Below are 25,519 nucleotides of genomic sequence, written 5' to 3'. Positions count from 1 at the left end.
GGGTGTCAGGCCGGACTCAGCCATACAGTCGCGAGCGGCGGCAGGCGCAACGCGGCCGACCACGATTCGCCGTGCGCGGGCACGGCTTCCGCCCATACGGCGCCGTCGTTGCCGGCATTGGTGCCGCCGTACACGGCCGCATCGGTGTTCATCAGTTCGCGCCACTGGCCGGGCGCGGGCAGCCCGATGCGATAGCCGGCGCGCGGCACCGGCGTGAAGTTGCTGACCGCGACCACGAGGCGTCCGACGTCGTCGCGGCGCGCGAACGCGAATACGCTGTTGTCGCGATCGTCGCCGATCAGCCACGCGAAGCCTTCCGCGTGGCAGTCGAGCGCATGCAGCGCCGGTTCGGTTGCGTACACGCGGTTCAGGTCGCGCACGAGCCGTTGCACGCCGCGATGCGCGGGCGCGTCGAGCAGGTCCCAATGCGGCGTCGCGTCGTGCGCGAACTCGGCCCATTGCGCGAATTCGCTGCCCATGAACAGCAGCTTCTTGCCGGGATGCGCCCACATGAAGCCGAAGTATGCGCGCAGCGTGGCGAGCCGCTGCCACGCGTCGCCGGGCATCTTCGCGGCGAGCGAGCCCTTGCCGTGCACGACCTCGTCGTGCGACAGCGGCAGCACGAAGCGCTCGGAGAACGCATAGACGAGCCCGAACGTCATCCGGTCGTGGTGATACCGGCGATGGATCGGATCCTCGCGCAGATACGCGAGCGTGTCGTGCATCCAGCCCATGTTCCACTTGAAGTCGAAGCCGAGCCCGCCGTCGCCGGTCGACGCGGTGACGCCCGGCCACGCCGTCGATTCCTCCGCGAAGGTGACGACGCCCTGCGGCGCGAGCGCGCCGTGCAGCGTGTCGTTCAGCGTGCGCAGGAACGCGACGGATTCGAGATTCTCGCGTCCGCCGTGCACGTTCGGCACCCATTCGCCTTCCTTGCGCGAATAGTCGCGGTACAGCATCGACGCGACGGCGTCGACGCGGATTCCGTCGACGTGATAGCGCCGTGCCCACGCGAGCGCCGACGCGACGAGGAACGCGCCGACCTCGTTGCGCCCGAGGTTGAACACGCAGGTGTTCCAGTCGGGATGCATGCCTTCGCGCGGATCGGCGTGCTCGTACAGCGCGCTGCCGTCGAACTGTGCGAGACCGTGCGGGTCGTTCGGGAAGTGCGCGGGCACCCAGTCGACGATCACGCCGATGCCGGCCGCATGCGCGCGGTCGACGAAGCGCGCGAAGCCGTCGACCGGCCCGAAGCGCGCGGACGGCGCGAACTGCGCGAGCGGCTGGTAGCCCCACGAGCCGCCGAACGGATACTCGGAAATCGGCATGAATTCGACGTGCGTGAAGCCCATGCCGTGCACGTACGGGATCAGCCGCTCGGCGAGCTCGTCCCAGGTCGCGCTGCGGTCCATTTCCTCGGGCACGCGCTGCCACGATTCCGCGTGCACCTCGTAGATCGACCACGGGATGCGGAAGCGGCGGTCCGCGTGCGGCCGCGCGTGCAGCCAGCCGTCGTCGTGCCACGCGAACGCGTCGAGCGCCGCCGTGTCGGCGACGATGGACGCCGTGCGGGGCGCCGCCTCGGTCGCGCGCGCGCACGGATCGGCCTTGTGCGGCAGCACGCGTCCGTCGCTCGCGCACAGCTCGTATTTGTAATGCTCGCCGGCGCCGATGCCCGGCACGAACAGCTCCCATACGCCCCACGGCCGCCGCAGCCGCATCGGATGCCGCCGGCCGTCCCATGTGTTGAAGTCGCCGACCACCGACACGCGTTGCGCGTTCGGCGCCCAGACCGCGAAGCGCACGCCGTCGACGCCGTCGATGCGCGCGGGCGTCGCGCCGAGGCAGTCGAGCACGGCGGCCGGGTCGCCGGCCGCGAAACGCGCGAGCGCCGCGTCGTCGAGCAGCATGCCGAACGCATAGGCGTCGTCGGTCACCTGGCGCGTGTCGGGCCAGTCGATCGCGAGCCGGTAATGGCCGTCGTGCGCGAGCGTCCCCGCGAAACAGCCGGCGTCGTTGACGCACGCGAGCGTGCCGAGTTCGTCGCCGTCGGGCGTCACCGCACGCACGCGCCGCGCGCCGGGCAGCAGCGCACGCACGACGATCCGCCCGGCATCCCCGTGCGGGCCGAGGCACGCGAACGGGTCGGGGTGGCGGCCGGCGAGCAGCGCATCGATATCGCGGCGATCGAACAGCGTGTCGGTCATCGGGTGCCTCCGTTGTCGGGTGTGCGGTCCGCGTCGAGCAGGCGTTCGACGAGCGCGGCGAGCCCGCCGACCGGCACGCCGAGCCAGTCGGGGCGGTTCGCGGCCTCGTAGCAGAGTTCGTACGACGCCTTGTCGATCAGGAACAGCGCGAGCAGGCGATCGGCGTAGCGCGGGTCGACGAAGCGTTCGGGCGCCTGGTCGGCGGCCGCGCGATAGCATTCGACGAAGCGGTCGGCGGCGGCCTGCCCGAAGCGGTCGAACAGCGCACGCTTGCGGCCGGCCGCCTGCGGCGGCGCCTTTTCGATCGCGAACTGAGCGGTCGCGCTCACGTACGACAGCGAGCGCAGGAAGCCGGCCACGTCGCGCAGCGGATGCGACTTCGCGCGGCGCCGCTCGAGCGGCCGCGCGGGCTCGCCCTCGAAGTCGATCAGCAGCGCGTCGCCCTGCACGTCGAGCACCTGGCCGAGATGAAAATCGCCGTGAATCCGCGTGCATTGCGCGTCGAGCGTGCGCGGCACCAGTTCGCCGAGCGCCTGCACGGCCGCGTCGCGCGACGCGAGCAGCGTGTCGGCGGCGGCGCGCATGGCCGGATCGAGCGCATCGAGCCGCGTGGCCAGCACGTCGAGCGCGTGCCTGAACGACGCGATCGCGTCGAGGCACCAGCCGTCGACGTGTTCGGGCGTCGCGCGCTCCGGCGTGAAGGCCGGGTCGTCGGACGGCTGCGCGAGCGCGACGTGCAGCTGGCCCAGCCGCGTGCCGACGATGCCCGCGAACGCCGCGTAGCCGAGCAGCGCGTCCGGTTCCTCGTCGGGCTCGGCCGCTTCGCCGTCGGCGACGGCGGGCAGCGCGAGCTCGTCGACCGCGCGTTTCAGGAAGTCGAACGAACGCGTCCACGCGTCGCCCTGGTTGTCGACATAGCGCTGCAGGATCGCGACCGTATGCGGCGAGCCGTCCGGATCGACGTGCACGACTTCGCCGGCGAGCGTCGCGGTGTTCGCATAGCCGATCCGCGTCAGGTGGCGGCTCATCTCCGCTTCCGGATGGATGCCGTGCGCGACCTTGCGCACGAGCTTCAGCACGATCTCGTCGCCGATCACGAGCGAGCTGTTGCTCTGCTCGGCCGCGAGCCAGCGCACCTCGGCGTCGTCGCCGGGGTCGAGCGCGGCGAGCGCATGCTCGGGCAGGAAGTCGAGGCGGCCGCCGTCGGACGTCGGCACCGTCGCGCCGTCGCGCAGCTTGCGCAGCATCCCGCGCGCGAACGCGGGCAGCGCGAACGCGTCGGTCAGGTAGCCGACCGTGTGGCCGCGCCGCACGCGCGCGAGCGCGAGCTGCGCGAACAGCGGATGCGACGTCTCGCCGCCCCACGCGGCGGCCAGCGGCACGACGTAGCGCTCGACGCCGCCGTCGCTCGCGGACACCCATGCCTCCGCGTACTGGAACGGTTCGTCCGGTATCGGCGTGACGACATTCAGCCACGCATCGCCAATCTTGCGGTCCTTCGACGCGAACCAGCGCCGCCGCGCGAGCCACGACGCGAGCGCATCGTGCGCGAGCGTATGCAGCTGCCCGACGTCGGGCCGCACGTCGCCGCGCCGCATCACGATCGTCACGTATTCGGGCAGCGGCTCCGCGTGCGGCTGCCGCCACGACGGCTCGCGGCCGTGCTCGGACAGCACGAACCACAGGAACCCGTACGGCGGAAAGGTGAGCAGGTAAGTGAGCTGCCCGATCGGCGGAAACGCCGAGTCCGACGTCATCTCGATCGGCACGCGGCCCGCGAATTCGGACAGGTCGAGTTCGACCGCCTGCGACGAGCGCGACAGGTTCGCGACGCACAGCACCGTCTCGTGGCCTTCGAGTTCGCGCAGGTACGCGAGCACCTTGCGGTTCTCCGGGCGCAGGAAGCGGATCGTGCCGCGCCCGAACGATTGCGTCGCGCGGCGCGTCGACAGGATGCGGCGCGTCCAGTTCAGCAGTGAATGCGGGTCGCGCGTCTGCGCCTCGACGTTGACCGCGTCATAGCCGTACAGCGAGCCCATCACGGGCGGCAGCACCAGCAGTTCCGGGTCCGCGCGCGAGAAGCCGCCGTTGCGGTCCGACGACCATTGCATCGGCGTGCGCACGCCGTCGCGGTCGCCGAGATGGATGTTGTCGCCCATCCCGAGTTCGTCGCCGTAATAGATCACCGGCGTGCCGGGCATCGACAGCAGCAGCGAGTTGATCAGCTCGATGCGGCGCCGGTCGCGCTCCATCAGCGGCGCGAGGCGGCGCCGGATGCCGAGGTTGATCCGCGCGCGCCGATCGGACGCATAGGTCTGCCAAAGAAGGTCGCGCTCGGAATCGGTCACCATCTCGAGCGTCAGCTCGTCGTGATTGCGCAGGAACACGGCCCACTGGTTGCTCGGCGCGAGCGCCGGCGTCTGCCGCATGATGTCGACGATCGGGAAGCGGTCCTCGCTCGCGATCGACATGTAGATGCGCGGCATCAGCGGGAAGTGGAACGCCATGTGGCATTCGTCCTCGCGGCCGAAATATTCCTGCACGTCCTCCGGCCACTGGTTCGCTTCCGCGAGCAGCATCCGGTTCGGATACTCGGCGTCGATCGTCGCGCGGATGCGCTTCAGGATCGCGTGCGTCTCCGGCAGGTTCTCGTTGTTGGTGCCTTCGCGCTCGACCAGGTACGGCACCGCATCGAGCCGCAGCCCGTCGATGCCGAGATCGAGCCAGAAGCGCATCACCTGGAGCACCTCGCGCACGACGGCCGGATTGTCGAAGTTCAGGTCCGGCTGGTGCGAGTAGAAGCGGTGCCAGTAATACTGGCCGGCGATCGGGTCGTGCGTCCAGTTCGACGTTTCGGTATCCAGAAAGATGATCCGCGTGCCGGCGTATTTCGTGTCGGTATCGGACCACACGTAGTAGTCGCGATGCATCGAGCCGGGCTTCGCGCGCCGCGCGCGCTGGAACCACGGGTGCTGGTCCGACGTGTGGTTGATCACCAGTTCGGTGATCACGCGGATGCCGCGCGCGTGCGCTTCGCGGATGAAGCGCCGCACGTCGGCCAGCGTGCCGTAGTCGGGATGCACGTCGCGATAATCCGCGATGTCGTAGCCGTCGTCGCGGCGCGGCGACGGGTAGAACGGCAGCAGCCAGATCGTGTCGACGCCCAGCTCGGCGATGTAGTCGAGCTTCATGATCAGGCCGGGGAAGTCGCCGATCCCGTCGTTATTCGAGTCGTAGAACGACTTCACGTGCACCTGATAGATGATCGCGTCCTTGTACCACAGCGGATCGTCCGCGCAGAGCGCGGGCGCGCGGCGCCGCGACCGGCGCCGGCGCGGCGTGCCGGCCGGGGCGAGCGACGGGAATTGCGCGCGGCGCACGTCGTCGAGGGAGTCTTCGCGTTTCATCATGCGTGTGCTCCGGAAGGGTGTCGGGCGTCGCCCGGCTCGGGCGCCGCCGCTCGCGCGGCGCCGGGGGACGGCGAGAGCCGCCAGATCGCATACGGCCGCACGTGTGGGTCGAGCGACACGTACTGGCGATGCCCGCGCCAGGTTTCGGCATGCGCGGCGTCCTGTTCGAGCGCGTCGAGCGGTTCGCCGTCGACGAGCCCGAAGCCGCGCCACAGCGACGCATCGAGCGTGAAATTCGCGGCCTGCGGATGCCACGGGTCGAGGCTGATCGCGACCGCGACGACGCTGTCGTGCGCGGGCGTCGCCTTCACGAACACGAGCACCTGGTCGTTGTCCGCGTCGGCGAACGTGAGGCCGAGGTGGGTCTGCAGCGCCGGATGCTCGCGCCGCGCGCGGTTCAAACGTGCGATTTCGGCGCCGATGTGCGCGGCCTTGTTCCAGTCGCGCGCGCGTAGTTCGTATTTCTCCGCATCCGCGTATTCCTCGCTGTCGGGCAGCGGCGCCGATTCGCCGATCTCGAAGCCCGAATACAGGCCCCACGAGCCGGCGAGCGTGGCCGCGAGCGCGGCGCGGATCACGAACTGCGAGCGCGGCGCGTTCTGCAGGTGGCGCGGATTGATGTCGGGCGTGTTCACGAAGAAGTTCGGCCGGAAGAACTCGCGGGGCGGGCCGGCCGTCAGCTCGGTCAGGTAATCGATGAACTCGCGCTTCGTCTCGCGCCACGTGAAATACGTGTACGACTGCGAGAAGCCGACCTTCGCGAGCCGGTACATCATCCCCGGCCGCGTGAACGCCTCCGACAGGAACACGACGTCCGGATGCTTGCCGCGCACGTCGGCGATCATCCATGCCCAGAACGGCAGCGGCTTCGTGTGCGGATTGTCGACGCGGAAAATCCGCACGCCCGCGTCGACCCAGAACAGCACCGCGTCGCGCAGCGCGAGCCACAGGTCGGGCTGCGCATCCGGCGCGTAGAAGTCGGGATTCACGATGTCCTGGTAGCGCTTCGGCGGATTTTCCGCGAAGCGCAGCGAGCCGTCGGGCCGCCATGCGAACCAGCCCGGATGCGCGGCGAGCCACGGATGGTCGGGCGAGCACTGGATCGCGAAGTCCAGCGCGATCTCGAGCCCTTGCGCGCGCGCCGCATCGACCAGCGTGCGGAACAACGCGAGCGTGCCGAGCTGCGGATGCACGGCCGTGTGGCCGCCGTCGGGCGAGCCGATCGCGTACGGGCTGCCGACGTCGTCCGGTCCGGCCTTCAATGTGTTGTTGCGGCCCTTGCGCGCGGTCGTGCCAATCGGATGGATCGGCGGGAAATACAGCACGTCGAAGCCCATGTCGCGGATGCGCGGCAACTGCGCGATCACGTCGTCGAACGTGCCGTGCCGGTGCGGATCGTTGCTCGCCGAGCGCGGGAACATCTCGTACCAGCTCGAGAAGCGCGCGGCACGGCGCTCGACCTCGACCGGATAGACGGTCTTGTCGTGCGTGGCGAACGGGCGGTAGCGCAGCGCCGCGTATGCGTCGGCCAGCGCAGCGTCGCCGATCAGTGCAAGCCGGTGTTCGTGCGACGCGTCCTTGAAGTCGGCCGCGAGCTGCTCCATCTGCCGGACCGCGCGCGGATCGGCGGGCGCGGCGCGCTTCAGCGCGGTCGCGAGCAGCAGCTGCGCCTCGCGCATTTCCAGCGTCACGTCCTGGCCGGCCGCGTGTTTCTTCGCGATGTCGGTGGCGAGCGACGCCCAGTCGTCGCGCCACGCGATCACGCGGAACGCATGGCGGCCGAGCCGGTCGAGCGCGATGCGCGCGTGCCAGCGATCGTTCGGCTCCGCGACGAACGGCACTTCGCGCCAGTCGTCCTCGTCGTCCGCGCGCCATTGCAGCGCGGCCGCGAGATGCGCGTGGCCGTCGGAGAAGATCGATGCGTGCACAACCAGCGTTTCGCCGATCACGCGCTTGATCGCGAAGCGGCCGCCGTCCACGGCCGGCTCGACGCGCTCGATCGCGATCCGGTCGGCCGCGAGCGCGGCGGACAGCGCGGTGCGCTCGTCGGCGGCATCGGCGCGCGTGGTCGCGGGCGGCGCGTGCGACGCGTCGAGCAACGCATGACCGCCGGGTTCGAGCGTGAAGGCCGGCAGCGTGACGAGCGCGTGCCGATGCGGTCCGTCCGGTGTCGCGACGTGCGTGAAGCCGCCCGGCACGCCGGGCAGGATCGCGGCGGGATCGACCGGCGCTTCGGCATCGAGATCGGGATTCAGCACGATCAGCAGCGCCGCGTCGTCGTGCTCGAGCGACGGGCCGGTGCCGCGCAACAGCGCGGTCGCGGCTGCGCCGGGCGCGCTCAGTTGCGCGATTTCGCCGCGCTCGGCCGCGAGCGGCGTCGCACGGCGCCATGCGTTCGCGTCGGCGATCGCGCCGGACAGGTCGAAGCGCGCACCGTCGAACGCGGCGCGATAGCGCTCGGCGTCCGCATCGCGCGCCATCAGCGGCAGCGTGACGCCGCGCTCGAAGCCCATCGGCACGAGCCAGCCGGTGCCGAGCGCCGCCGCGGTCCACAACGCGCGGCGATACGCGCGGGCGAGCGTTTCGTTCGGCGCGTCGTGCCAGTCGTCGGCGAGACGCGGGCCGTCGTAGGCGTCGGGAAACGCGATCGGCGAGCCGATGCGCCGCAGCAGCCGGTGTTCGTCCGCGAACCACGGCGAGCGCAGATCCCACCAGCGTGCCGACGAGAACACCGCGTCGAAGCCGGCCGCCTCGAATTGCGCGAGCGCGTCGCGCGCATGGCCGGGCACGCCGGCCAGCACCGCGACGTCCGGGCGCGCGCGACGCAGCGCCGCGCGCCAGCCGGGCCACCACGCGGCCGGCAGATGATGCGGCGCGTCGATCAGGAAGCCGGCCGCGCCGGCGTCCGCGAACGCGGCGAGATGCGCGCACCACCACGCGGCGAGCGCGTCGTGTGCCGCGTCCTCGCCGACCTGTGCATGCGCGACGTCGAGTTCATGCGCGGCGCGACGCGGATCGATCAGCGCGTCGTCGTGCGTGCGCTCGACGTACCAGTCCGGATGCTCGGCGCGCAGCGGGTTGTCGCGCGCGATGCGGTCCGGTATCACTTCGAGCATCACGCGCAGCCCGTGGCCGTGCGCGATCTGCGCGAGCCGCGAGAACGTCTCGAGCGCGCCGGCGCGCGTCGCGAACGTCGCGGCCGGCCGGTGGAAGTCGGCGACGTGACGCGGAAAACCCGCGACGCTGGCGGCCCAGAAGCCGCCGATCAGCACGTGATCGAAGCCCATGCCCGCGATGTGGGCGAAGGTGTCGGGCCATACGTCGAGCGGACCGACGAGGCGGGCGTCGCAAAAGTAGAGATGTGGGGCGAAGGGTGGCGTGACGTTCATGGAGTGGCGTGAGCGGGCGGCGGCGAACGGTAACGGCCGTGCGCCGCAACCCGCGTGCCTGCGGCGCGGCGCCCCGAGCGGCAACGTGCGTGCGGGACGCCGGATACGGAACCCCTGTCGTTTTTACATGAGCGCTGTACGGTCGCTGCATTGCGCGCCGGGCGGCGCCGGCGCATTCGCCGCCGTCACATGCGCGGAATCGAGCGGATGTCCGAACGGTCGCCGGTGGCCGGATCGGCGTCCGCGTCGGGAAGCGGCGCTCCGGGGTCGTAACGCACCGGCGTCCCGCGCTCGATCCGGTGCGCGAACGGCGGTGGAGGATCGACGTCGTCGCCGAAGCGCGCCCGCACGAATGCGCGCAGCAGCGCGGTTCGTCCATCGGGCGCGCGCGCCGCGCAGGTCGACGGGCCGTCGATGAAGCTTGCGTCGCATTCGACGGCGTCGCCGCGCCGTGCGATCCGCAGGTCGCCGACGCGATCGAGCACCGCTCCCGCGTCGGCCCACGATGCCGACGGCGCGAAATGCGCGTCGAGGCGTCGCAACGCGTCGCAAGCGGCGGTCACGACCAGTTGCGGCTCGACGGCCGTGAAGCACAGCGTGTCTTCGTCGTCCGCGCACAACGCGCGCGCGCACCAGTAGTCGAGGGCCGTTCCGGCGAGTTCGTCGGTTCGCATGGGCAAGCTCCGTCAGGGTTCGTCAACGCGGTGGGGCGTGGACGCAAGCGGCGTGCCAGGTTAGGGCCTGTTCACGCTAATAATGGGCTTGCGCTGGCCCCCAGAAGGGCCGAGCGCAAGGAATGCGACGAAGCGAATACTCGACGTATTCGCAAGGAGCATGACGCAGCGATCGGCCCTTCTGGAGGCCAGCCCCACGAATGAATTTTTTCGGAACAGGGGAACGAGCTTTGCCGGCCGCATTGCGGCGTCGCACGTCGCTTGTCCCCCAAGGGGACTTCCTTCGGGGCGTTTGGCTCGGCCAAACGGCGCTCCCTGCTCCTTGCACTACGACCGGCAAGGCACGTTCGCAAGCCCATTATTAGCGTGAACAGGCCCTATGACCTCACACGCATTCGCGCGACGAGCGGGTAATGATCCGACGCGTGCCGGGCCAGCATGCTGCGATGCACGTTCACGTCGACCAGCAATTCCCCCGGATGAATCCAGATGCGGTCGAGCGAGAACACCGGGCACAGCGTCGGGAACGTGCGCGGCGCCGGCGCGCGGCGAAACCGCGTGACCAGCGTCTGCAGCGCGCGGCCGCGCACGAACCATTCGTTGATGTCGCCCATCAGGATCACCGGCATCGCGCCGGTGTCGAACGCGGCGAGCAGCCGCTGCACCTGCGCGCTGCGTTCGTTCGCCGACAGCCCGAGATGGGTCGCGACCACGCGCAGCGTGCCCGCGCCGCAGTCGATGTCCGCATCGAGCGCGCCACGCGGCTCGCGCTGGTGGAACGACAGGTCGAGCGTGCGCGCCGCGCGGATCGGGCAGCGCGACAGCACGGCATTGCCGTAGCGGCGCTCCGGCGTATCGATGGTCGGACCGGCCGCCGCGTGCATGCCGGTCGCGTCGAGCAGGTGCGCGAGCACGTCGGGCGCGCGCGACCCGCCGAGCGGCACTTCCTGCAGCGCGATCACGTCCGCGTCGAGTTCGTGGATGACTGCCGCGATCCGGTCGGCCGCGCGCGCGGGCCATGCGCCGTAGCCGCCGCGGATGTTGTACGTCGCGATCCGCAGGTCGCGCCCGCCGGGCGCGGCGGCGGGCGGGGCGTCCGACGTGACGATGTCCGGCGGCGGGGCCGGCTGCCGGCTCAGCGCCATCGCCGCAGCACCCTGACGAGCAGTACCGACACGCCGACCAACGCGACGCCGATCGCCGCGAGCCACGCGAACGCGCGGGGCCCGGGATGGCTGAACGCGGCGGTCAGCTGGTGCGCGAACGTGACGGTCAGCACGATGCCGGGCAGCATGCCGATCGCGGTGCCGACCAGGAAGTCGCGCAGGCCGATGTGCGATGCGCCGGCAACCAGGTTCACGATCGTAAACGGCGCGACCGGCAGCAGCCGCAGCACGGCCATCGCGACCACGCCGCGCCGGCCGATGTGTTCGCTGAGCCGGTTCGCGCGGGCGCCGGCGAGCCGGCGCACCGCGTCGCGTCCGAGCCAGCGGCCGATTCCGTAGGTCACGGCGGCGGCCGCCATCGTGCCGGCGGACGCATACGCGAAACCCGGCCACGCGCCGAACACGAGGCCCGTGACGGTGATCAGCAGCGTGATCGGCACCGACAGCGTCGCCGCGACCACGTAGCCGGCCAGCAGCAGCGCGGGTGCGCCCGGCAGTTGCGCGGCGTGGGCGGCCGCATGTGCGAGCGACGCGACGTTCAGCGCCTTGCCGAGCGGCGAGAAGCGCCACGCGAGCGCGAGTGCGGCGATCAGCAGCACGGCCGCGCCGAGCACGAAAAAGCGCGCGGTCAGCGAGCGGTGCTGTTCGCGCGGCACGAACTCGCGGACGAACCGGTCCGGCTCGATCGGCTGTTCGGGGTCGAGCCGCGCGCTGACCGGCACCAGCGCGTCGAGCTGCGGTGCCACGGCCGGGTCGAGCGTGCGCAGCGTGCGGCCCGGTTTCGCGCGCAACAGGTCGAGCGCGGCGTTCGGCCGGCCGGCTTCCGCGAACGCGGCGGCCACTGCCGCCGGCGTCGTGCCGAGATGTTCGGCCAGCAGGCGGTCGCGCAGCCCGGCGATCGCGGCACGGATGCGCGTCTCGCCGGCCGCGACGAGCGCGATGCAGCATTCGGTGTCGAGCACCATCGACCGGTTGTTGAGGTTCGCACTGCCGATCACGATGCATTCGTCGTCGACGATCTGGATCTTGCTGTGCACGTTCACGCACGTGTCGCCGAGGCCGTCGACATGCGGATACAGCAGCCGGTAGCGGTCGAAGCGGTCGGCGGCTTGGAGCGTCGCGTGCAGCCGCGCGCGCAGCACGCCCATCGTCGCTTCCTGCAGCCAGCCGCTCTGCACGCGCGGCGCGACGACCGTCACGTCCGGCCCGTGCGCGTCGGCCAGCCGCGCGGACAGCGTCTCGCGCACCACCGTCGCGGTGAAATACTGGTTTTCGATGTACAGGTGGCGGCGCGCGGCGCGGATCGTGTCCTCGACCAGCGCGCGCACCTGCCGCACGGGCTCGCGACCGCGGTGGCCCGGCGCCGTATACGCGATGCCGAGCCGCACGTTGCGCATGTCGACGCGCGCGCCGGGCGGCCACGGATCGACGTCTTCGTCACGCTCGAGATGCCGCTGCGCGCGGATCGCGATCGGACGCCCGCAAGCATTGAGCCAGCGCGAGCGTGCCTGTTCGCCGATCGCCGCGGCCGCGTCGCCGTCGAACATCGCCTGCACGTCGTGAAACGGCCCGTACGGCATCCCGCGTGCATCGCGACGGCGCGGGTCGTCGGCCGCGTGCGCGGGCGTATCCCAGCGTTCGCGCGTCAGGTCGAGCCCGCCGACGAACGCGAGCCGGTCGTCGATCACGACGAGCTTCTGGTGATGCGACGCGCCGCGCGGATGCGTGTCGTCGAGCCGGAAGCGGATGCCGCGGTGCGCACGCCACGCGGCGCGATAGACGGGGGGCCAGTCGCGCTCCAGCGCGTAGATCATCGCGAAGTCCCACGCGAGCACGTAGATGCGCAGGTTGTGCCGCGCGGCCGCGAGCGCGTGCAGGAATGCGGCGAGCGTGCCGGGCAGGCCGTCGCCGGCGTCGGCGGGCGACAGATGCATCTGGCTGTCGACGTCCCAGCCGACGATGAAGACGGTGTGGCGCGCCCGCCGCAGCGCGGCGCGCAGCGTCGCGAAATATGCGTCGCCGTCCACCAGCATCGCGAAGCGGTCCGCATCGCGGATCGTGTCGCAGTTGCGACCGCATTCGAGCAGCCCGTGTCTTGCCGGCTCGTCCGTGTGCGAGGGGGCGGCAACCGCGTCGTCGGGGCCTGCCGTCGCGAATGCGGTGCGCGGCATGCGGTCCGGCACGATCATCGGGCATCGACGTCCGGGTCGCCGTCGATGCGTTGCAGCAGCGCGTCGCAACGCGCGCGCAGCGCCAGCAGTTCCGGCGAATCGGCGTCGATCCGGATGCGTTCGCCGCTGTCGGGATCGCCGTAAGCGGCCGCGATCTCGTAGATGCCTTGCGCGATCGTGGTGGACGCGTTCGCGATCCGGATCCGGTCGAGCCAGCCGCATTCGGCGTGACGGCACGCGAGCCATGCGCGCAGCGCGCCGACCACCTGGCTGGTCGTGAGCCATGTGCCGCTGCGCATGCGCGCGGCCAACTGACTCGTCACGAGGTAGGAGAGCAGTTCGGTCTGGGTCACGCGAAACTCCTTGACGAGGTGTCGGGACTGCAGGTCCGCACGCCGGCGATGCCTTGCAGCGCTTCGCAGATCGCCGCAAATTCCGCGCCGCTCGTGCGCGAGAACGACACCGAGATGTCGTCGGTATCCGGATCGTCGTCGGACTGCTGGACGATGAACCGCTTCACGCGCACGCGGCCGGTGCCGAGCGTGTCGTGCAGCGTGCCGAGCGTCAGGCCGCCGCGCTCGACGACGAGCCGCAGCGTGCGCTGCTGCCGCTGCGCGATGAAGCGGCGCTCGATCGGCTTCACGCCCGCGAGGATCGCGAGCACGATCGCCGTCGCGCCGATCGACCCGACGTACATGCCGCCGCCCGCCGCGAGGCCGACGCCGGCCACCGCCCAGAGGCTCGCGGCCGTCGTCAGCCCGCGCACGACTTCGCCGCGCAGCAGGATCGAGCCGGCGCCGAGAAAGCCGATGCCCGAGACCACCTGCGCCGCCACCCGCGACGGATCGAGCACGACGCCGTTTTGCCCGCGCACGTCTTCGAAGCCGAAGGTGGAGACGAGCATCACGAGCGCCGAGCCGACGCACACCAGCATGTGCGTGCGCAGGCCGGCGGCCCAGTTGAGCCGTTCGCGTTCGAGCCCGACCACGCTGCCGAGCAGCGCGGCGAGCAGCAGGCGTCCGAGGAGTTCCAAATGGCCGATCATCGTGGCCTCCTTTTTTGTCTGGCGTTCCGGAGCGGTCCGTGCGCAAGAGGGACGCAAGGTGCGTGCCGGGCGGCCGGACAGCGGGCACGGCTTGTGCGCGGGGGGCCGACGGCGCGCGCGGCGATCGTGCGGCGCGCATTTTTTGCATCGCCATCGCAGATAAGCACAGGGGGCCAGCATGCAGCATCAACAGGACGCACAGGTGCGCGACCCGTATCGCGGCCACGAGATTCGCGTCTGGGCGCGGCGCAACGCGCGCGGCGCGTGGGATGACGAAGTGCAGGTGTATGTCGACGGCGCGCGCATCGAGCTCTACGTGCCGGAGCCGGACGGCCTGGAATGGAAGACGGAGGACGAGGCGCTGCGCGCGGGCGTCGAGCGCGGGCGTTATCTGGTCGACAAGCGCGTCGACGACGATTGATCCGACCCGACCGGCGCGGCCGGATGCGTGCACGCGGCGCGACGCGCCGACGAAGGCGACGCCGGAGGGCCGGCGCCGCGGGTCAGGCGGGCGATTCGGGCCTCACGGCCGCGCCGCGATCTCGTCGAGGTGCCACAGCAAATCCGCCGGATCGTCGTACACGCGCAGCGCGCCCGCGCGTTCCAGCTCGTCGTTGCCGTAACCGCCCGACAGCAGCCCGACGCCCAGCGCGCGGCAGCGGCTCGCGGCGAGCATGTCCCAGATGCTGTCGCCGACCACCACCGTATGCTCGATCGGCACGTTCAGCTTCGCGGCGGCCGTCAGGAACAGATCGGGATCCGGCTTCGCATACTTGACCTGATCGCGCGTGACGACCACGTTCTTCGCCGGATCGACGCCGAGCGCCTCGAGGTTGATGGCGGCCGTTTCCATCCGCCCGCTGGTCGCGATCGCCCAGCGGATGCCCGCGTTCGACAGCGCGGCCAGCAGCTCACGCGCGCCCGGCAGCGGCCGGACCTGCGCGCGCAGCCGCTGGTAAGCGGCCGCATGCAGCCGCGCGAGCCGTTCGACGCGCTCGGCGTCGATGTCGCCGGCCGTCTCGCGCAGCAACTGGTTCAGGAACAGGCCGCCGCTCATCCCGATCTTGCGGTGGATGCGCCACACCGAGAGCTCGATGCCCTCGGCATCGAGCGCTTCCTTCCATGCGAGCACGTGCTGGTAGACGCTGTCGACGAGCGTGCCGTCGAGATCGAACAGAAACGACGTTTCAATGCGCATGTGAATCTCCTGGCCCGATGAAATTCGGGCGAATCGTCCGCGAAAAGGCCTTCGACGCATTATCGGCGCGCGGCCGTGTCATCGCCATGTCCCGGCGGCGACGTGTCATTTGCCGCTGGTACAATCGCGCCGATGCGCCGGGCGCCGATGCGCCGGGCCGGCTGCCCGCGCCGCACGCGCCCCCAACCCTCGTCGAATTCCCGTATGGCAACTCCGGACGCCGTCAGTTCCGAACAGTCGTGGTGGGGCGTCCTGGCCCTGGCACTCACTGCCTTCATCTTCAACACCACCGAATTCGTGCCCGTCGCGCTGCTGAGCGCGATCGGCGACAGCCTGCGGATGCAGCCGACCGACGTCGGCCTGATGCTGACGATCTACGCGTGGGCCGTCGCGGTCGTGTCGCTGCCGTTGACGTTCGTCACGCGCCACGTCGAGCGGCGCAAGCTGCTGAGCTGCGCGCTGCTGGTGTTCATCGGCAGCCATGTCGTCACCGGCGTCGCGTGGAATTTCACGGTGCTGATGATCGGCCGGCTCGGCATCGCGTGCGCGCATGCGGTGTTCTGGTCGATTTCCGTCCCGCTGGCCGTGCGGCTCGCGCCGAGCGACCGCAAAAGCCGCGCGTTGAGCCTGCTCGCGATGGGCACGGCGATCGCGATGGTCGCCGGCATTCCGCTCGGGCGCGTGATCGGCGAGGCGCTCGGCTGGCGCGTGACGTTCCTCGTGATCGGCGGCGCGGCGGCCGTCGCGCTGCTGATGCTGCGCATGACGCTGCCGGCGCTGCCGAGCCAGGGCGCCGGATCGCTGTCCAGCATCGGCATGTTTCTCAGGAAGCCGGCGCTGGTATCGCTGTATGCGATCACCGTGCTGGTCGTGTCCGCGCATTTCACGTCGTACACGTACATCGAGCCGTTCGTGCAGAGCGTCAATCATGCGAGCAGCAGCCGGATCACCTACGTGCTGATCCTGTTCGGCGTCGCCGGCATGCCGGCCGCGGTCTGCTTCAACCGCGTGTTTCCGGAGCGGCCGGCCGATTTCCTGCTTGCGTCGATCATCGCGCTGTCGGCGTGTCTGCTGATCCTGTTCCCGAGCGCGCTGAACATCGTCACGCTGTCGGTTCACACGCTGGTGTGGGGCGGCGCGATCGTCTGCTTCGGGCTCGCGATGCAGGCGTGGGTGCTGAAGCTCGCGCCCGAGGCGACCGATCTCGCGGTGTCGATCTTTTCCGGGCTGTACAACGTCGGCATCGGCGCCGGCGCGCTGCTCGGCAACCATATCGCCGGGGATTTCGGCCTGCCGTGGATCGGGACGTTCGGCGGGGTGGTCGGGATCGCCTCCGCCGGGATCGCGTGGGCCGCGTTGCGGCTGCATGAGCGGCGGGCGGTGGCGTAATCCGCCGTCGGTGCGGCCCGTCGCGCCGGATTCCCGCCGCATCGCGCTGCCGCAGTTTCGCGTCCCGCGGCGCACGTATGGCCGCCGGCACGACCGATCGGGTGTAGCCTGAAACAAGGATACGCACATCGGAGGCGCCATGGAACGGGAGTTGAAACTGCGGATTTCCGCAAAGGATCTCGACAAGCTGCGTCGCGCGCCGTTGCTCGCGCAATCCGGGCGCGCCAGCGCATCGCAACTGCTGACGAGCACCTATTTCGATACACCCGCGCTCGGCGTGCACCGGTGCGCCGCTTCACTGCGGGTGCGCGCGACCGGCGACGAGAGGGTCCAGACGCTGAAGCTGGACGGGGCGTCGCAGGCCGGACTGTTCGACAGGAACGAGTTCGAAACGCCCGTCGATGGCGACGTCCCCGATCTCGCGCCGCTGCGGGAACGCATACCCGACGACAGCGATTGCGGCAGGCTCGTCCGCGACGAGGCGACGGCCGGCCAGCTCGAGCCGGTGTTCGTCACGCGGATCAGGCGGTCGGTCTTTCCGCTGCGCCTGCCGTCCGGAGACGAGCTCGAGGTCGCGCTCGACAAAGGTACCGTGGAAGCGGCGTCGGGTTCGGTCCCGATCGCCGCCGTCGAACTGGAGCTGAAGCGCGGCGAGCCGGAAAGCCTGTACGGCGTCGCGCTGGCCATGCTCGACATCGTGCCGTTGCGAATCGATCGCGAGAGCAAGGCCGATCTCGGCTACGGGCTCCTCGTCGGCGAGCACCGCGCGGCCGTCAAGGCGCGGCCGGTGCAACTGAAGAAACGCGATTCGATCGAAGACGCGTTCTGCCGTATCGCGCGCAACTGCCTGGACCAGGTCAACGCGAACGAACGTGGCGTCGCGTCCGGTCACGACCCGTCGAGCGTGCATCAGATGCGTGTGGGGCTGCGTCGTTTGCGCTCCGCCCTCGACCTGTTCGGGAAGGCGGTTCCCGCGTTTCCCGGCCTTGACGACGAACTGCGCTGGATCGCGTCGGAGCTGGGCACCGCGCGGGACTGGGAAGTGCTCGCGGGAACGACGCTCGAACAGGCCGGCGCCAACGGCCATCCGGACGAGGTTCGTGCTGCCCGCGACGCGTGCGAGCAGATTGCGGTCAGGAACCGGCAGCGCGCCGCCGCCGCGGTCGAATCGGTTCGCTACACGCGGCTCGCGCTGCAACTCGCGTCGTGGTTGAGCCGACAGGGCTGGCGAGCGGGGATGTCCGACGAACAGCGCGCGGCGATCGGTCGGCCGGCGAGGCGGTTTGCCACGGATGTCCTGCGTCGGCGGCATCGCAAGCTGATCGAACGTGGCAAGGGGCTGGCCGATCTCGACGATCGCCGTCGTCACCGTGCGCGCATCGCGGCGAAGAAAGTCCGATACGCGACGGAATTCTTCGCGTCGCTCTGTTCCAGGCGGACCGTCCGGCCCTACGTCGACGCGCTGACCGCGCTTCAGGACGATCTGGGCTGGCGCAACGATGCCGTGGTCGCGGAGCAGCTTCTGAAGGCGCTGCCTCGCACGGCGCCCGCCGCTGCGCCGGGCGCGGCCTTTGCGCGCGGTTTCCTGGCCGCCCGCGTGGCTGCCGATCGTCCGACGATGAAGAAGCTGTGGAAGCGCTTCAGGCGTCTTTCGCCACCGCACTGATCCGGCCACGGGGACGTGGCCGGATCGCGGCGCCTTCGTGCGGAATACGGGCGGCCGGCCACGCCGCATTCGCATCAGGAAAACCCTGATCCGCCCACCCCGGACCTCGATTTCCGTCGACGTCGCCCGTCGCCCGTCGCCCGCCCCGCGCATTTCATCGCTCGCAAAGCCGCGCCCCGGAAACCCGTTTCGCGCCTCCCATCAAGCCTTTCCGCCACGCCAACCAGACAAAACGGGTATGGCGCAGTGCAATATTTCGCGAATCGCAGCGAATTACGATACCTGTCAGGTATGAAAAAGCGAGACCAAAAGTATTGGACGGTCCATTTCGCCGCCGCGTATAAATCCGTTCCATGAACTCCCCACACGCAGCGTGCCCCATGTCTCCCGTCACCATCGAACGCATTGAAACCCGCCTCGTCGACCTGCCGACGATCCGTCCGCACAAGCTGTCGGTCGCCACGATGCACGGCCAGACGCTGATGCTGGTGAAGGTGACCTGCAGCGACGGCGTGACGGGCACCGGCGAAGGCACGACGATCGCCGGAATGGCCTATGGCCCGGAAAGCCCGGAAGCGATGAAACTCGCGATCGACGCATACCTCGCGCCGGCCATCATCGGCAAGGACGCGACGCGCATCCAGACGCTGATGGCATTCCTCGGCAAGCTCGCGAAGGTCAATCACTTCGCGAAGAGCGCGCTCGAAACCGCGCTGCTCGATGCGCACGGCAAGCGCCTCGGCGTGCCGGTCAGCGAGCTGCTCGGCGGCCGTCGGCGCGATCGCCTGCCGGTCGCGTGGACGCTCGCATCGGGCAACACGGCGACCGATATCGCCGAAGCCGAGCGGATGCTCGACCTGCGCCGCCACAACGTGTTCAAGCTGAAGATCGGCGCGAAGGCGCTCGACGCGGACATCCGGCACGTGGCCGAGATCAAGCGGGCGGTCGGCGAGCGCGCGTCGGTGCGCGTCGACGTGAACATGGCGTGGAGCGAAACGCAGGCCGCGCGCGCGATTCCGGCGCTCGCCGATGCCGGCTGCGAACTGGTCGAGCAGCCGGTCGCGTCGGCCGCGGCGCTCGCACGGCTGATGCGCCGCTTCCCGGTCGCGCTGATGGCCGATGAAATCCTGCAGGGCCCGGACAGCGCGTTCGAGATCGCGAAGCATCACGGCGCGGACGTGTTCGCGATCAAGATCGAGCAGAGCGGCGGCCTCTTCGCGGCGCAGCGCGTCGCGGCGATCGCGGACGCGGCCGGCATCGAGCTGTACGGCGGCACGATGCTCGAAGGCGCGTTCAGCACGGTCGCGTCCGCGCATCTGTTCGCGAGCTTCGCGAACCTGCAGTGGGGCACCGAACTGTTCGGACCGCTACTGATTACCGAAGAGATTCTCACGACCCCGCTCGACTACAGCGATTTCGAACTGACCGTGCCGAGCGGCCCGGGCCTTGGCATCGAGCTCGACGAAGCGAAGGTCGCGCGCTTCACCCGCGACGGGCTGACGAAAGTCTCCCGCTGACCCGCGACAAATCGCAACAACCCGAACACGCACCAGGACATCACGATGCTTTTCCACGTACGCATGGACGTCAATCTCCCGGCCGACATGCCGGCCGGCGTGGCCGACGAGATCAAGACCCGCGAGAAGGCGTATTCGCAGGACCTGCAGCGCAGCGGCAAGTGGCGCCACATCTGGCGCATCGCCGGCGAATACGCGAACTACAGCGTGTTCGACGTATCCGGCAACGCCGAGCTGCACGAGATCCTGACCGGTTTGCCGCTGTTCCCGTACATGAAGATTTCGGTGACGCCGTTGTGTCGCCACCCGTCGTCGGTACACGACGGCGACGTTTGAGCCACGGAGCCGCCTCTTCCGCAACGGCGGGCACCGGGTCACCTTTCCCCAAAATACACGTGGAGACACCATCATGAGCGTCAAAGTATTCGAAACCAAGGAAGTGCAGGATCTGCTGAAGGCCGCGTCGAACGCGGGCGCCACCGGCACCAACGGCGGCGACGCGCGCACGCGGCAGGTCGTGCTGCGGCTGCTCGGCGACCTGTTCAAGGCGATCGACGATCTCGACATCACGCCCGACGAAGTGTGGGCCGGCGTGAACTATCTGAACAAGCTCGGTCAGGACGGCGAGGCGGCGCTGCTCGCGGCCGGCCTTGGTCTCGAAAAGTATCTCGACATCCGGATGGACGCGGAGGACGAGGCGATCGGGCTCGACGGCGGCACGCCGCGCACGATCGAGGGCCCGCTGTACGTCGGCGGCGCGCCGGTGCGCGACGGCGTCGCGAAGATCGACATCGACGCCGACGAAGGCGCGGGCCCGCTCGTGATCCACGGCACGGTCACGGGGCTCGACGGCAAGCCGGTGGCCGGCGCGCTGGTCGAGTGCTGGCACGCGAACTCGCACGGCTTCTACTCGCACTTCGACCCGACCGGAGCGCAGAGCGATTTCAACCTGCGTGGCGCGGTGAAGACGGGCGCGGACGGCAAGTATGAATTCCGCACGCTGATGCCGGTCGGCTACGGCTGCCCGCCGCAGGGCGCGACGCAGCAGCTGCTCGACCGCCTTGGCCGTCACGGCAACCGCCCGGCGCACGTGCATTTCTTCGTGACCAGCGACGGCCACCGCAAGCTGACGACGCAGTTCAACATCGACGGCGACCCGCTGATCTGGGACGACTTCGCGTATGCGACGCGCGAGGAGCTGATTCCGCCCGTCACCGGCAAGACCGGCGGCATCGCGCTCGGGCTGAAGGCCGACGCCTACCAGGACATCGAGTTCAACTTCGTCCTGACGCCGCGCGTCGAGGGCAAGGACAACCAGATCGTCGAACGCCTGCGCGCTTCCGCCACGGCATAACCGCCCGACGGCACGGCGGCGCGCCTGCGCCGCCGCCGGCCGGATCCCCGCGAGATTCAATCGATACCGATGCGAGCGTGCTTGCAGGACCCGGCACGCGCACAGGAGGAACCAACATGTCCGCCACGATCGACCACACCACCGAACTGGACCACCTGCTCGCCACCGCCGTGCAGGACGACAAGGAGGCCGGCGTTTTCCGCTGCCGCCGCGACATCTTCACGAACGAGGCGCTGTACGAGCTCGAGATGAAGCACATCTTCGAGGGCAACTGGGTGTACCTCGCGCACGAAAGCCAGATCCCGAACAACAACGATTACTACACGACGTGGATCGGTCGCCAGCCGATCGTCATCACGCGCGACAAGACCGGCGAGCTGCACGCGGTGATCAATGCGTGCGCGCACAAGGGCGCGATGCTGTGCCGCCGCAAGCACGGCAACAAGGGCAGCTTCACGTGCCCGTTCCACGGCTGGACCTTCTCGAACACCGGCAAGCTGCTGAAGGTGAAGGACGAGAAGACGACCGAGTATCCGGTGCAGTTCAACACGCACGGCTCGCACGACCTGAAGAAGGTCGCGCGCTTCCAGAACTATCGCGGCTTCCTGTTCGGCAGCCTCCGCGACGACGTGCTGCCGCTCGAGGACTATCTCGGCGAGGCGCGCGTGATCATCGACCAGATCGTCGACCAGGCGCCGAACGGGCTCGAAGTGCTGCGCGGCAACTCCTCCTACATCTACGAAGGCAACTGGAAGATGCAGATGGAGAACGGCTGCGACGGCTATCACGTGAGCACCGTGCACTGGAACTACGCGGCGACGATGGGCCGCCGCAAGGAAGACGGCACCAAGGCCGTCGACGCGAACAGCTGGAGCAAGTCGGTCGCGGGCGTGTACGGCTTCGACAACGGCCACATCCTGCTGTGGACCAAGACGATGAACCCCGAGGTGCGGCCCGTGTACCAGCACCGCGACGAGATCAAGGCGCGCGTCGGCGACGTGCAGGCCGACTTCATTGTGAACCAGACGCGCAACCTGTGCGTGTACCCGAACGTGTTCCTGATGGACCAGTTCAGCACGCAGATCCGCGTGGTGCGTCCGCTCGGCGTCGACAAGACCGAAGTCAGCATCTTCTGTTTCGCGCCGAAGGGCGAGAGCGAGGCCGACCGCACGACGCGCATTCGCCAGTACGAGGACTTCTTCAACGTGACCGGAATGGGCACGGCCGACGACCTCGAGGAGTTCCGCGCATGCCAGGCCGGCTATGCGGGCATCACGGCGATGTGGAACGACCTGTCGCGCGGCGCGCCGCTGTGGATCGACGGGCCGGACGAGAACGCGAAAAGGATGGGGCTGAACCCGCGCATGTCGGGCGAGCGCAGCGAGGACGAAGGGCTGTTCGTGTGCCAGCACGAACACTGGGTGCACGTGATGCGCGATGCACTGAAGAAGGAACGCGGGGAGGTGCAAGCATGAACATCGATTACCGGACCATCTGCGCGACGCTGTATCGCGAAGCGCGCCTGCTCGACGACCGCGAGTGGGACGAGTGGCTGACCTGCTACACGGAAGACGTCACGTACTGGATGCCCGCGTGGGACGACGACGACCGGACGACCGACGATCCGCGCAGCCAGATCTCGCTGATGTACTACGCGGATCGCGGCGGCCTCGAGGATCGCGTGTTCCGGATCAAGACCGAGCGCAGCGGCGCGTCGACGCCCGAGCCGCGCACCAGCCACAACGTGACGAACGTCGAGGTGCTGGCCGAGCGCGACGGCGAGGTGGACGTGCGCTACAACTTCCACACGCTGAACCACCGCTACCGCGTGACCGATCACTTCTTCGGCACGATGTTCGTCACGTTGCGCCGCTCGGGCGACGCGTGGCTGATCTCGAACAAGAAGATCGTGCTGAAGAACGACTACATCCGGCAGGTGCTCGACGTGTACCACGTCTGACGCCGATCGATTCGACACGTAACACAGGGAGACGATGTCATGTCCACCTACAAGATTGCACTGAACTTCGAGGACGGGGTCACCCGCTTCATCGACTGCAAGGCCGGCGAGAAGGTGCTCGACGCCGCGTTCCGCGCGAAGATCAACCTGCCGATGGACTGTTCCGACGGCGTGTGCGGCACCTGCAAGTGCCGCGCGGAGAGCGGCAGCTATGACCTCGGCGACGATTACATCGACGACGCGCTCACCGAGGACGAGAAGGACGGCGGCCTCGTGCTGACGTGCCAGATGGTGCCGCAAAGCGATTGCGTGATCGCGGTGCCGAGCTCGTCGGTCGCGTGCAAGACGGGCCACGGCGCGTTCGCCGCGACGGTCGCGAAGGTCGAGCCGCACCACGACGCGGCGATCGTGCTCGAACTCGACGTCGATGCGGCCGTTCCCGTGTTCCTGCCCGGCCAGTACGTGAACATCGGCGTGCCGGGCAGCGGCCAGCACCGGTCGTATTCGTTCTCGTCCGCGCCGGGCGACACGAAGATCGGATTCCTGATCAAGAAGATTCCCGGCGGCGTGATGAGCACGTGGCTCGAATCGGCGAAACCCGGCGACACGCTCGAACTGAACGGGCCGCTCGGCAGCTTCTACCTGCGCGATGTGGCGCGGCCGCTGCTGTTCCTCGCGGGCGGCACGGGCCTCGCGCCGTTCCTGTCGATGCTCGAGGTGCTCGCACGCAACGGCTCGCAGCAGAAGGTGCATTTGGTCTACGGCGTGACGCGCGATCTCGACCTGGTGCTGCTCGATGCGATCGAAGCATATGCGGCGAAGCTGCCGAATTTCAGCTTCTCGACGGTCGTTGCCGATGCGGCATCGAACCATCCGCGCAAGGGCTGGGTCACGCAGCACATTCCAGCCGATGCGCTGAACGACGGCGACGTGGACGTCTACCTGTGCGGACCGCCGCCGATGGTCGACGCGGTGCGCCAGTACTTCGACGACGCAGGCGTGAAGCCGAACAGCTTCCACTACGAGAAGTTCACCCCGAACGTGACGGCAAAGGCGGCATGATCATGCAACGATTCTCCGGAAAGGTGGTCGTCGTCACTGGCGCGGCGCAGGGCATCGGCCGCGGCGTCGCGCTGCGCGCGGCGGCAGAGGGCGGCCGCGTGCTGTTCGTCGATCGCGCGGACTTCGTGGCGGAGGTGGCCGCCGAGGCGTCGGGCGACAACACGGCCGGATTCGTCGCGGATCTCGAAACCTACGACGGCGCGCGCGCGGCGATGGCGTGCGCGGTCGCGACGTTCGGCCGGATCGACGTGCTGATCAACGGCGTCGGCGGTGCGATCCGGATGCGGCCGTTCGCCGAGTTCGAGCCCGAGCAGATCGATGCGGAAATCCGCCGCTCGCTGATGCCGACGCTCTACAGTTGCCACGCCGTGCTGCCGCATTTGCTGGCCGGGGGCGGCGGCACGATCGTGAACGTGTCGTCGAACGCGACGCGCGGCATTCGCCGCGTGCCGTATTCGGCCGCGAAGGGCGGCGTCAACGCGCTGACGGCGGCGCTCGCGATGGAATACGCGGAGTACGGCATCCGCGTGGTCGCGACCGCGCCGGGCGGCACCACGGCGCCGCCGCGCCGCGTGCCGCGCAATGCGGCCGGCGACAACGCGCAGGAACAGGCGTGGATGGCCGAAGCGGTGCGGCAGGTGACCGATTCGACGTTCTTCAAGCGTTACGGCACGCTCGACGAGCAGATCGCGCCGATCCTGTTCCTCGCGTCGGACGAGGCGAGTTACATCACCGGCACGGTGCTGCCCGTCGCGGGCGGCGATACGGGTTGAGCGGCGGGTGGCCTGTTCGCCCGCAGCTTCAGACATGCGCGCTCCGGTCAGGCGTGCGCGATGACCATCGAACAACCGGCCGGTGCGGACAGCCCGGCCATGGAGACACTCATGCGCCAACGCGAAGCGATCATCCCCGCCGGAATGGAAGCCGTGTACGAAAAAATCGGCTATGCGCCGGCGATCAAGGTCGGCGATACCGTGTACGTGTCCGGCCAGATCGGCCGCGACGCGGCGATGCAACTGGTCGAAGAACGCGAAGCGCAGATCGTGCAGGCGTTCGAGAACCTCAAGGTCGTGCTCGAGGCGGCCGGCGCATCGCTCGACGACGTGGTCGACCTGACGACCTTCCATACCGACATGCGCGACCTGCCGCTGTTCATGGCGGTGCGCGACCGTTATCTCCATGCGCATCCGCGGCCGGCGTGGACCGCGGTCGGCGCGCACATGCTCGGCGGGGCGCCCGGTTATATCGTCGAAATCAAGGCGGTTGCCGTGCTGCAGGGATAGTCGCGGCCGCTGCTGGCGAGACGACACG

Annotated in this window: 20 protein-coding genes; 11 read left to right on the top strand and 9 right to left on the bottom strand. The window is 69.4% G+C overall.

The genetic code is table 11. The features are described 5' to 3' along the window. Positions 1-5: 5 nt before the first annotated feature. From glgB to ACV22V_RS10420, 8 genes are all read right to left on the bottom strand, one after another. Entirely contained in the window at positions 6-2,207 is a 2,202-nt protein-coding gene (glgB, locus tag ACV22V_RS10455) for a 1,4-alpha-glucan branching protein GlgB (RefSeq protein WP_448013750.1), read from the bottom strand. After that, positions 2,204-5,614, bottom strand: a complete 3,411-nt coding sequence (gene treS, locus ACV22V_RS10450) for a maltose alpha-D-glucosyltransferase (protein ID WP_448013911.1) — start codon at positions 5,612-5,614, stop codon at positions 2,204-2,206. The genes glgB and treS overlap by 4 nt, the downstream gene beginning before the upstream one ends. After that, the gene (locus tag ACV22V_RS10445; protein WP_448013749.1) at positions 5,614-9,006 is read right to left on the bottom strand and encodes a maltotransferase domain-containing protein; all 3,393 of its coding nucleotides are present in this window, start codon (positions 9,004-9,006) and stop codon (positions 5,614-5,616) included. Before ACV22V_RS10445 ends, treS begins: the two co-directional genes overlap by 1 nt. A 185-nt stretch (positions 9,007-9,191) precedes the next feature. After that, a complete protein-coding gene (locus ACV22V_RS10440; RefSeq protein WP_448013748.1) occupies positions 9,192-9,680 on the bottom strand; it encodes a phage protein NinX family protein in 489 nt (162 codons plus the stop codon). 377 nt (positions 9,681-10,057) lie between these two features. Continuing rightward, positions 10,058-10,825 (bottom strand): endonuclease/exonuclease/phosphatase family protein, encoded by a 768-nt coding sequence (locus tag ACV22V_RS10435; RefSeq protein WP_448013747.1) that lies wholly within the window; start codon positions 10,823-10,825, stop codon positions 10,058-10,060. After that, positions 10,816-13,035, bottom strand: a complete 2,220-nt coding sequence (locus ACV22V_RS10430) for a VTT domain-containing protein (protein ID WP_448013746.1) — start codon at positions 13,033-13,035, stop codon at positions 10,816-10,818. Before ACV22V_RS10430 ends, ACV22V_RS10435 begins: the two co-directional genes overlap by 10 nt. Then, complete coding sequence (locus ACV22V_RS10425) at positions 13,032-13,370, bottom strand: hypothetical protein (protein ID WP_059536895.1); 339 nt, start codon at positions 13,368-13,370, stop codon at positions 13,032-13,034. Before ACV22V_RS10425 ends, ACV22V_RS10430 begins: the two co-directional genes overlap by 4 nt. Next, positions 13,367-14,062 (bottom strand): MgtC/SapB family protein, encoded by a 696-nt coding sequence (locus ACV22V_RS10420; protein ID WP_059536892.1) that lies wholly within the window; start codon positions 14,060-14,062, stop codon positions 13,367-13,369. Before ACV22V_RS10420 ends, ACV22V_RS10425 begins: the two co-directional genes overlap by 4 nt. Before the next feature lie 178 nt (positions 14,063-14,240). Between ACV22V_RS10420 and ACV22V_RS10415 the strand changes: the two genes are divergently transcribed. Further along, positions 14,241-14,483, top strand: coding sequence for a DUF6566 family protein (locus tag ACV22V_RS10415; RefSeq protein ID WP_059536889.1), 243 nt, complete (start codon positions 14,241-14,243; stop codon positions 14,481-14,483). Positions 14,484-14,585: 102 nt separating this feature from the next. On the opposite strand, the gene ACV22V_RS10410 is transcribed toward ACV22V_RS10415, so the two are convergent. Continuing rightward, positions 14,586-15,260, bottom strand: coding sequence for an HAD family hydrolase (locus ACV22V_RS10410; protein ID WP_448013745.1), 675 nt, complete (start codon positions 15,258-15,260; stop codon positions 14,586-14,588). Positions 15,261-15,464: 204 nt separating this feature from the next. Here ACV22V_RS10410 and ACV22V_RS10405 point away from each other — a divergent pair, with 204 nt between their 5' ends. The 10 genes from ACV22V_RS10405 (at position 15,465) to ACV22V_RS10360 (ending at position 25,491) form a co-directional block, all read left to right on the top strand. Then, the gene (locus ACV22V_RS10405) at positions 15,465-16,649 is read left to right on the top strand and encodes a sugar transporter (protein WP_059700828.1); all 1,185 of its coding nucleotides are present in this window, start codon (positions 15,465-15,467) and stop codon (positions 16,647-16,649) included. Positions 16,650-16,788: 139 nt separating this feature from the next. Next, positions 16,789-18,315, top strand: a complete 1,527-nt coding sequence (locus tag ACV22V_RS10400) for a CYTH and CHAD domain-containing protein (RefSeq protein WP_448013744.1) — start codon at positions 16,789-16,791, stop codon at positions 18,313-18,315. A 380-nt stretch (positions 18,316-18,695) separates the two neighbouring features. Next, positions 18,696-19,832 (top strand): muconate/chloromuconate family cycloisomerase, encoded by a 1,137-nt coding sequence (locus tag ACV22V_RS10395; RefSeq protein WP_059700830.1) that lies wholly within the window; start codon positions 18,696-18,698, stop codon positions 19,830-19,832. 45 nt (positions 19,833-19,877) lie between these two features. Next, positions 19,878-20,168 (top strand): muconolactone Delta-isomerase, encoded by a 291-nt coding sequence (catC, locus tag ACV22V_RS10390; protein WP_059536876.1) that lies wholly within the window; start codon positions 19,878-19,880, stop codon positions 20,166-20,168. 73 nt (positions 20,169-20,241) lie between these two features. After that, positions 20,242-21,186 carry a catechol 1,2-dioxygenase gene (gene catA / locus ACV22V_RS10385; RefSeq protein WP_448013743.1) on the top strand — a complete coding sequence of 315 codons (945 nt, stop codon included), beginning with the start codon at positions 20,242-20,244 and terminating at the stop codon, positions 21,184-21,186. A gap of 116 nt (positions 21,187-21,302) precedes the next feature. Continuing rightward, positions 21,303-22,661, top strand: a complete 1,359-nt coding sequence (locus ACV22V_RS10380; RefSeq protein ID WP_059536868.1) for a Rieske 2Fe-2S domain-containing protein — start codon at positions 21,303-21,305, stop codon at positions 22,659-22,661. Continuing rightward, positions 22,658-23,146 (top strand): benzoate 1,2-dioxygenase small subunit, encoded by a 489-nt coding sequence (gene benB, locus ACV22V_RS10375; RefSeq protein WP_448013742.1) that lies wholly within the window; start codon positions 22,658-22,660, stop codon positions 23,144-23,146. The genes ACV22V_RS10380 and benB overlap by 4 nt, the downstream gene beginning before the upstream one ends. A 39-nt stretch (positions 23,147-23,185) precedes the next feature. Beyond that, entirely contained in the window at positions 23,186-24,208 is a 1,023-nt protein-coding gene (gene benC / locus ACV22V_RS10370; RefSeq protein ID WP_448013741.1) for a benzoate 1,2-dioxygenase electron transfer component BenC, read from the top strand. Then, entirely contained in the window at positions 24,205-24,981 is a 777-nt protein-coding gene (gene benD, locus ACV22V_RS10365; RefSeq protein WP_448013740.1) for a benzoate diol dehydrogenase BenD, read from the top strand. Before benC ends, benD begins: the two co-directional genes overlap by 4 nt. 111 nt (positions 24,982-25,092) lie before the next feature. Next, positions 25,093-25,491, top strand: coding sequence for a RidA family protein (locus tag ACV22V_RS10360; protein ID WP_059693185.1), 399 nt, complete (start codon positions 25,093-25,095; stop codon positions 25,489-25,491). Positions 25,492-25,519: the final 28 nt, after the last annotated feature.

Source organism: Burkholderia sp. AW33-5, from assembly GCF_053427615.1.
Note: the sequence above shows the minus strand (reverse complement) of the source record. Positions and strands in the feature narration are given on the sequence as shown.

What these genes read in the sequence shown, in the direction of transcription:
- glgB (WP_448013750.1), bottom strand. Translation starts at nt 2,207, where the DNA reads ATGACCGACACGCTGTTCGATCGCCGCGATATCGATGCGCTGCTCGCC.
- treS (WP_448013911.1), bottom strand. Translation starts at nt 5,614, where the DNA reads ATGAAACGCGAAGACTCCCTCGACGACGTGCGCCGCGCGCAATTCCCG.
- ACV22V_RS10445 (WP_448013749.1), bottom strand. Translation starts at nt 9,006, where the DNA reads ATGAACGTCACGCCACCCTTCGCCCCACATCTCTACTTTTGCGACGCC.
- ACV22V_RS10440 (WP_448013748.1), bottom strand. Translation starts at nt 9,680, where the DNA reads ATGCGAACCGACGAACTCGCCGGAACGGCCCTCGACTACTGGTGCGCG.
- ACV22V_RS10435 (WP_448013747.1), bottom strand. Translation starts at nt 10,825, where the DNA reads ATGGCGCTGAGCCGGCAGCCGGCCCCGCCGCCGGACATCGTCACGTCG.
- ACV22V_RS10430 (WP_448013746.1), bottom strand. Translation starts at nt 13,035, where the DNA reads ATGATCGTGCCGGACCGCATGCCGCGCACCGCATTCGCGACGGCAGGC.
- ACV22V_RS10420 (WP_059536892.1), bottom strand. Translation starts at nt 14,062, where the DNA reads ATGATCGGCCATTTGGAACTCCTCGGACGCCTGCTGCTCGCCGCGCTG.
- ACV22V_RS10415 (WP_059536889.1), top strand. Translation starts at nt 14,241, where the DNA reads ATGCAGCATCAACAGGACGCACAGGTGCGCGACCCGTATCGCGGCCAC.
- ACV22V_RS10410 (WP_448013745.1), bottom strand. Translation starts at nt 15,260, where the DNA reads ATGCGCATTGAAACGTCGTTTCTGTTCGATCTCGACGGCACGCTCGTC.
- ACV22V_RS10405 (WP_059700828.1), top strand. Translation starts at nt 15,465, where the DNA reads ATGGCAACTCCGGACGCCGTCAGTTCCGAACAGTCGTGGTGGGGCGTC.
- ACV22V_RS10400 (WP_448013744.1), top strand. Translation starts at nt 16,789, where the DNA reads ATGGAACGGGAGTTGAAACTGCGGATTTCCGCAAAGGATCTCGACAAG.
- ACV22V_RS10395 (WP_059700830.1), top strand. Translation starts at nt 18,696, where the DNA reads ATGTCTCCCGTCACCATCGAACGCATTGAAACCCGCCTCGTCGACCTG.
- catC (WP_059536876.1), top strand. Translation starts at nt 19,878, where the DNA reads ATGCTTTTCCACGTACGCATGGACGTCAATCTCCCGGCCGACATGCCG.
- catA (WP_448013743.1), top strand. Translation starts at nt 20,242, where the DNA reads ATGAGCGTCAAAGTATTCGAAACCAAGGAAGTGCAGGATCTGCTGAAG.
- ACV22V_RS10380 (WP_059536868.1), top strand. Translation starts at nt 21,303, where the DNA reads ATGTCCGCCACGATCGACCACACCACCGAACTGGACCACCTGCTCGCC.
- benB (WP_448013742.1), top strand. Translation starts at nt 22,658, where the DNA reads ATGAACATCGATTACCGGACCATCTGCGCGACGCTGTATCGCGAAGCG.
- benC (WP_448013741.1), top strand. Translation starts at nt 23,186, where the DNA reads ATGTCCACCTACAAGATTGCACTGAACTTCGAGGACGGGGTCACCCGC.
- benD (WP_448013740.1), top strand. Translation starts at nt 24,205, where the DNA reads ATGATCATGCAACGATTCTCCGGAAAGGTGGTCGTCGTCACTGGCGCG.
- ACV22V_RS10360 (WP_059693185.1), top strand. Translation starts at nt 25,093, where the DNA reads ATGCGCCAACGCGAAGCGATCATCCCCGCCGGAATGGAAGCCGTGTAC.